The organism is Clostridium tagluense (assembly GCF_003865095.1).
Taxonomy (GTDB): domain Bacteria; phylum Bacillota; class Clostridia; order Clostridiales; family Clostridiaceae; genus Clostridium_AD; species Clostridium_AD tagluense.
Genome location: NZ_BHYK01000074.1, coordinates 1 through 4,824, shown reverse-complemented (window position 1 = coordinate 4,824; position 4,824 = coordinate 1). Strand labels below are relative to the sequence as shown.

Below are 4,824 nucleotides of genomic sequence, written 5' to 3'. Positions count from 1 at the left end.
CATTGGAATTCGCAAACACAAGAAAAGGCTATTGGAGAATTTCCAACAGCCCAATTATGACTCGCTCATTAACAAATGATACTTTAAAGAGACGTAACTACATATTCTTTTCGGATTATTATAGCCACGTTAAACCGTAAAATAATGAAACGCCGTATACCGAACGGTACGTACGGTGTTGTGAAAGGGGCGAAACATTTTAATTGTTAGCCTCTATTCGATTTTTTAAAGGTATTTTTCTTTGAATTCCAAATATCCTTTTTTTCTTAGTTTACAAGAAGGGCAGTCCCCACAACCATTACCTTTTATTCCATTATAACAAGTTAAGGTATCTTCTTTAACTACAGGGAGTACACCTAAATCATAAGCCATTTTCCAAGTTTCTGCTTTGTTAATCCACATTAAAGGGGTTTCAATTACAAAATCATAGCCCATAGCTAAGTTTAAGGTAACATTCAAGGATTTTATAAACACATCTCTACAATCCGGGTAACCACTAAAATCACTTTGAGATACACCAGTTATAATATTATTTATCCCTCTTTGCTTTGCAAATACCGCTACAAAGGTTAAGAATAATAAGTTTCTTCCATCTACAAAGGAATTAGGGACACCATCACTGGGAGCATCAGTGTCCACGATCATATCTTTTCTTGTTAAGGAATTTGGTGCTAACTGATTTAAAAGATTTAGGTCTAAAGAATGATATTCTACACCATGTTTTTTACATATATCCTTTGCACAATCTAGTTCTAATATATGTTTTTGACTATAATCAAAAGATATAGCTATAACCTCTTTATATTTCTTTAACGCCCAAAACAGGCAAGTTGTGCTATCTTGTCCACCACTGAATACTACTACTGCTTTTTCACTATTCATGACTAATACACCATCCTTTATTTATTATAAAGCATCATCAATTTATTATTCAAAATTACATCCGTGTTAAATCTTCCTCTAAAAGTAGTTGACATTGTTTTAGTGCCTGGTTTTTTTATTCCGCGAGTTGTCATGCAGCCATGTTCACCTTCTATAATAATGGCCACATCTGGGGAGTTAGTTACCTTCTGCATAATATCAGCTATGTCTGTTCCTATTCTTTCTTGAAGTTGCAATCTGCGACCTACCATATCAGCTATTCTTGCTATTTTACTTAGTCCAATAATCTTTTTAGTAGGGACATATGCAACTGAAACTTTCATATTATACATAAGGGCTAAATGGTGTTCACAATGGCTGAATATTTGGATATCTTTCATTATAACTATATCCAGGGAGTCATCATTAACTATTAAATCATCAACAAACGTTGTATTAAACATCTCAGCAATTTCATCATTGCTATAGCACATGCCAGCGAATACTTCTTCATACATTTTAGCTACACGTGCAGGGGTATCTTTAAGTCCCTCACGACATGGGTCATCACCTAAAGCTATTAAAATTCCTCTTATATGTTCTTCTATTGCTTTTGTATCAATTGCCATAATTTTATACACCTCTCTTATTTGGATCCCAGATGATTTTATGAAGTTGAATTTGAAGATTAACACCATTCATTTTATTATCCTTCATAAAGTCTACAATCATCTCTAGGTCAATTTGTCCAAATACTGGACTAATATATACATTGGTTTTATTAGAAAGCTCATATTTATCTATTATGAATTTGGTCTTTTGTAAATCTTCATTGCTACCACACACAAATTTAACAGTATCTTTATAACTTAAAGACGCAAAGTTATCTAAATTCATTTTATCTTCCATATTACTCCAGGGTAATTTATAATCCATATTAAAGCTGGGTGGATTTTCTATAATGCTAAATTCATTTAAAGCAACACTGCCATTAGTTTCAATTTCAATATGAAGCAAGCTATCTTTAGAAAGCATTTCTAACAATTCTATAATTCCTTCTTGAAGTAAGGGCTCGCCACCGGTTAAGGTTACATTTCTAATTTCGGTAGATTTAATATATTTATATATGTCTGTTGCTGTCATGAGGTCATAACACACATCGGGAGTATTAGCCCAAGTGGTATCGCAGTAGCTACAATTTAAATTACAGCCTGCAAATCTTATAAATACTACAAGCTGACCTGAAAGAGGACCTTCTCCGTTGACGCTTGTGAACTTTTCAACTACTTTAAATTTCATTTTAACGTGCCTCGCTTTCTTCATATGTTGCACTGTTAGTTGGTGTTTCATAAACCGTAGTTCTTTTTACATTATAGCCTATATCCTTCATTAGTTTAAAGAAAAACCCTGCAAAGTTTTCTGCTGTTGGTCTAAAATCAACCACAATCACATTAAAGCCATCTTGCTTTATACAATTTAAGGTTTCGAAACGCATGGTGCCTTCTTGCACTATTAAGGCGTGGTCATAACAATCTACCATAGCCTTAACATCTTTTTTTAAATCTCCAAAATCTATTACCATACCATCAAGTTGACCGCCTTTTAGCAAGGTTTCTGATTGTACGTAAACTTCAACCTTCCATCTATGTCCGTGAATATTTGAACATTTTCCCACGTAACCAGAAAGAAAATGTGCACTGTCAAAGCTATGTTCTGCCTTTAAAATATACATATAGGACACTCCCCCTAGAATTTATGTTAATTTAATTATTATTTTTCCCGAAATCTACATAATTTTTATATTTTATAGTTTTTTTATAAATAAAAAAGGGCATAATACACCCTATACAAAAAAAAGCTACCTAAAACGGTAGTTACGTCCTAGTTTTGTTTATAGACAGGATGGTTTAGAACTGTCTTATTAAGTTTTAACATTTTTAATGGTACTATAAATTACTTGCTATGTCAAATTTCAATTACAATTTCAGTTTACTTTAAACTAAAATTGTGTAATAATATTAAGTTGTAAAAGCAAATTTAATTGTATTATTTATGGTAAAATATTGGTTATAAAATATTTGTTATAAAATATCTAAAAAATAACGGTGCAAGTGAGGAGTAATAATGAAAATAGGATTTGATCAGAAAAAATATTTAGAAGAACAATCAAAGTTTATCTTAGAAAGAGTTAATGATTATGATAAGTTATATTTAGAATTTGGTGGGAAACTTTTCAATGATCTTCATGCAAAAAGAGTTTTGCCAGGTTTTGATGAAAATGCAAAAATTAAGTTACTACATAAATTAAAAGAAAAAGTTGAGGTTATTATTTGTGTATATGCAGGAGATATCGAAAGAAACAAAATAAGAGGGGACTATGGTATCACTTATGATGTGGATGTCTTAAGATTAATTGATGATTTACGCGCTTATGAACTTGATGTAAATAGCGTTGTTATCACTAGATATGATGAGCAACCAGCAACTAAGATTTTTATAAATAAGCTTGAACGCAGAGGCATAAAAGTATATAAACATAGGGCAACTAAAGGATATCCTTCAGATGTAGATGCAATTGTAAGTGATGAGGGATATGGTAAAAATCCATTTATTGAAACAACAAAATCTATTGTGGTTGTAACTGCACCAGGACCAGGAAGTGGTAAGCTAGGTACTTGCCTTAGTCAACTTTATCATGAACATAAGCAAGGAAGAGCTGCCGGTTATTCAAAATTTGAAACCTTCCCAGTATGGAATGTTCCACTAAAGCATCCACTAAATATTGCATACGAAGCTGCAACAGCAGATCTTAACGATATAAATATGCTAGATTCCTTCCATTTTGATGCTTATAATAAGATATCTGTAAACTATAATCGTGATATTGAGACTTTTCCTGTACTTAGGAGAATTATAGAAAGAATAACAGGAGAAGAAGCTGTTTATAAATCTCCAACAGATATGGGAGTTAATAGAGTAGGGTTTGGAATTATTGACGATGATGTTATTAAAGAAGCATCTAGGCAAGAGATAATAAGAAGGTATTTCAAAACAGGTTGTGAATATAAAAAAGGTTATATAGATAAAGAAACCTTCGAGAGAGTAAAGCTTCTTATGGAAGAACTTAACTTGAAACAGCAAGATAGAAAAGTTGTTATGCCTGCAAGAGAGCGCTCAGCTAATTTAAAGCAATGTTCCAGCAAAAATGAAGCTTGCCCAGCCCTTGCAATAGAGCTTAATGATGGAACAATATTAACTAGTAAAAGTTCAGATATAATGGATGCAACAGCTGCTATAATTTTAAATGCTGTTAAACATTTTGCAAATATAGATGACGAAATTCATCTTATTTCTCCAGTTATACTTGAGCCAATTATAAATCTAAAATCAAAAATATTGGGAAGTAAGAAACCAGCTTTAGATTGTGAAAATGTACTAATTGCACTTAGTATATGTGCTGCTACTAATCCAACAGCAAAGGTAGCTATGGATAAGTTAGTAATGTTAAAAGGATGTCAAGCTCACTCAACCACAATTGTAAGTACAAATGATGAGCAAACTTTCAGAAAGCTTGGTATAGACATAACATCTGATGCTGAATACGCAACAGAAAGTCTTTACTACATATAGTGCCATCCATGTGGCAAGTGGCATGGTGTAAGTCAAAAAAATGTCATCCGCGTGATAAACGGTAAATTATACAAATAAATAATAGGGATAGTTAATAACTTTAATAAATTATTAACTGTCCCTATTATTTTGTTTTATTATTTGTTTGAAATTATCTTATAGATAGTAGTATAAAATAATAAAAGTAACGACTATAAATGATAGAGTGTTTCTGGTATACTAAAATCAATGCAGACCGGCCTTTAAAAAACCAAGCATAAAATGGAAAAATCCATTGCCAGCACCCTCAAAATATACTATCCTTTTTAGTGACGAAACTGAAAAGGAGAACGA

The 4,824-nt window shown here is 32.1% G+C and carries 5 protein-coding genes; 1 reads left to right on the top strand and 4 read right to left on the bottom strand.

What is annotated here, in order from left to right; all coding sequences use genetic code 11:
- Positions 1–225: 225 nt before the first annotated feature.
- From queC to queD, 4 genes are read right to left on the bottom strand one after another with little or no spacing between them, the layout of a single operon-like run.
- Positions 226–882 (bottom strand): 7-cyano-7-deazaguanine synthase QueC, encoded by a 657-nt coding sequence (gene queC, locus Ctaglu_RS24300; RefSeq protein WP_125006602.1) that lies wholly within the window; start codon positions 880–882, stop codon positions 226–228.
- A 17-nt stretch (positions 883–899) separates the two neighbouring features.
- Complete coding sequence (folE, locus tag Ctaglu_RS24295) at positions 900–1,490, bottom strand: GTP cyclohydrolase I (RefSeq protein WP_125006600.1); 591 nt, start codon at positions 1,488–1,490, stop codon at positions 900–902.
- 4 nt (positions 1,491–1,494) lie between these two features.
- Positions 1,495–2,160 (bottom strand): putative 7-carboxy-7-deazaguanine synthase QueE, encoded by a 666-nt coding sequence (queE, locus tag Ctaglu_RS24290; RefSeq protein WP_125006598.1) that lies wholly within the window; start codon positions 2,158–2,160, stop codon positions 1,495–1,497.
- A gap of 1 nt (position 2,161) precedes the next feature.
- On the bottom strand, positions 2,162–2,593 hold the full coding sequence (queD, locus tag Ctaglu_RS24285; RefSeq protein ID WP_125006596.1) for a 6-carboxytetrahydropterin synthase QueD: 432 nt from the start codon (positions 2,591–2,593) through the stop codon (positions 2,162–2,164).
- 392 nt (positions 2,594–2,985) lie between these two features.
- Between queD and Ctaglu_RS24280 the strand changes: the two genes are divergently transcribed.
- Complete coding sequence (locus Ctaglu_RS24280) at positions 2,986–4,491, top strand: DUF1846 domain-containing protein (protein ID WP_125006594.1); 1,506 nt, start codon at positions 2,986–2,988, stop codon at positions 4,489–4,491.
- Positions 4,492–4,824: the final 333 nt, after the last annotated feature.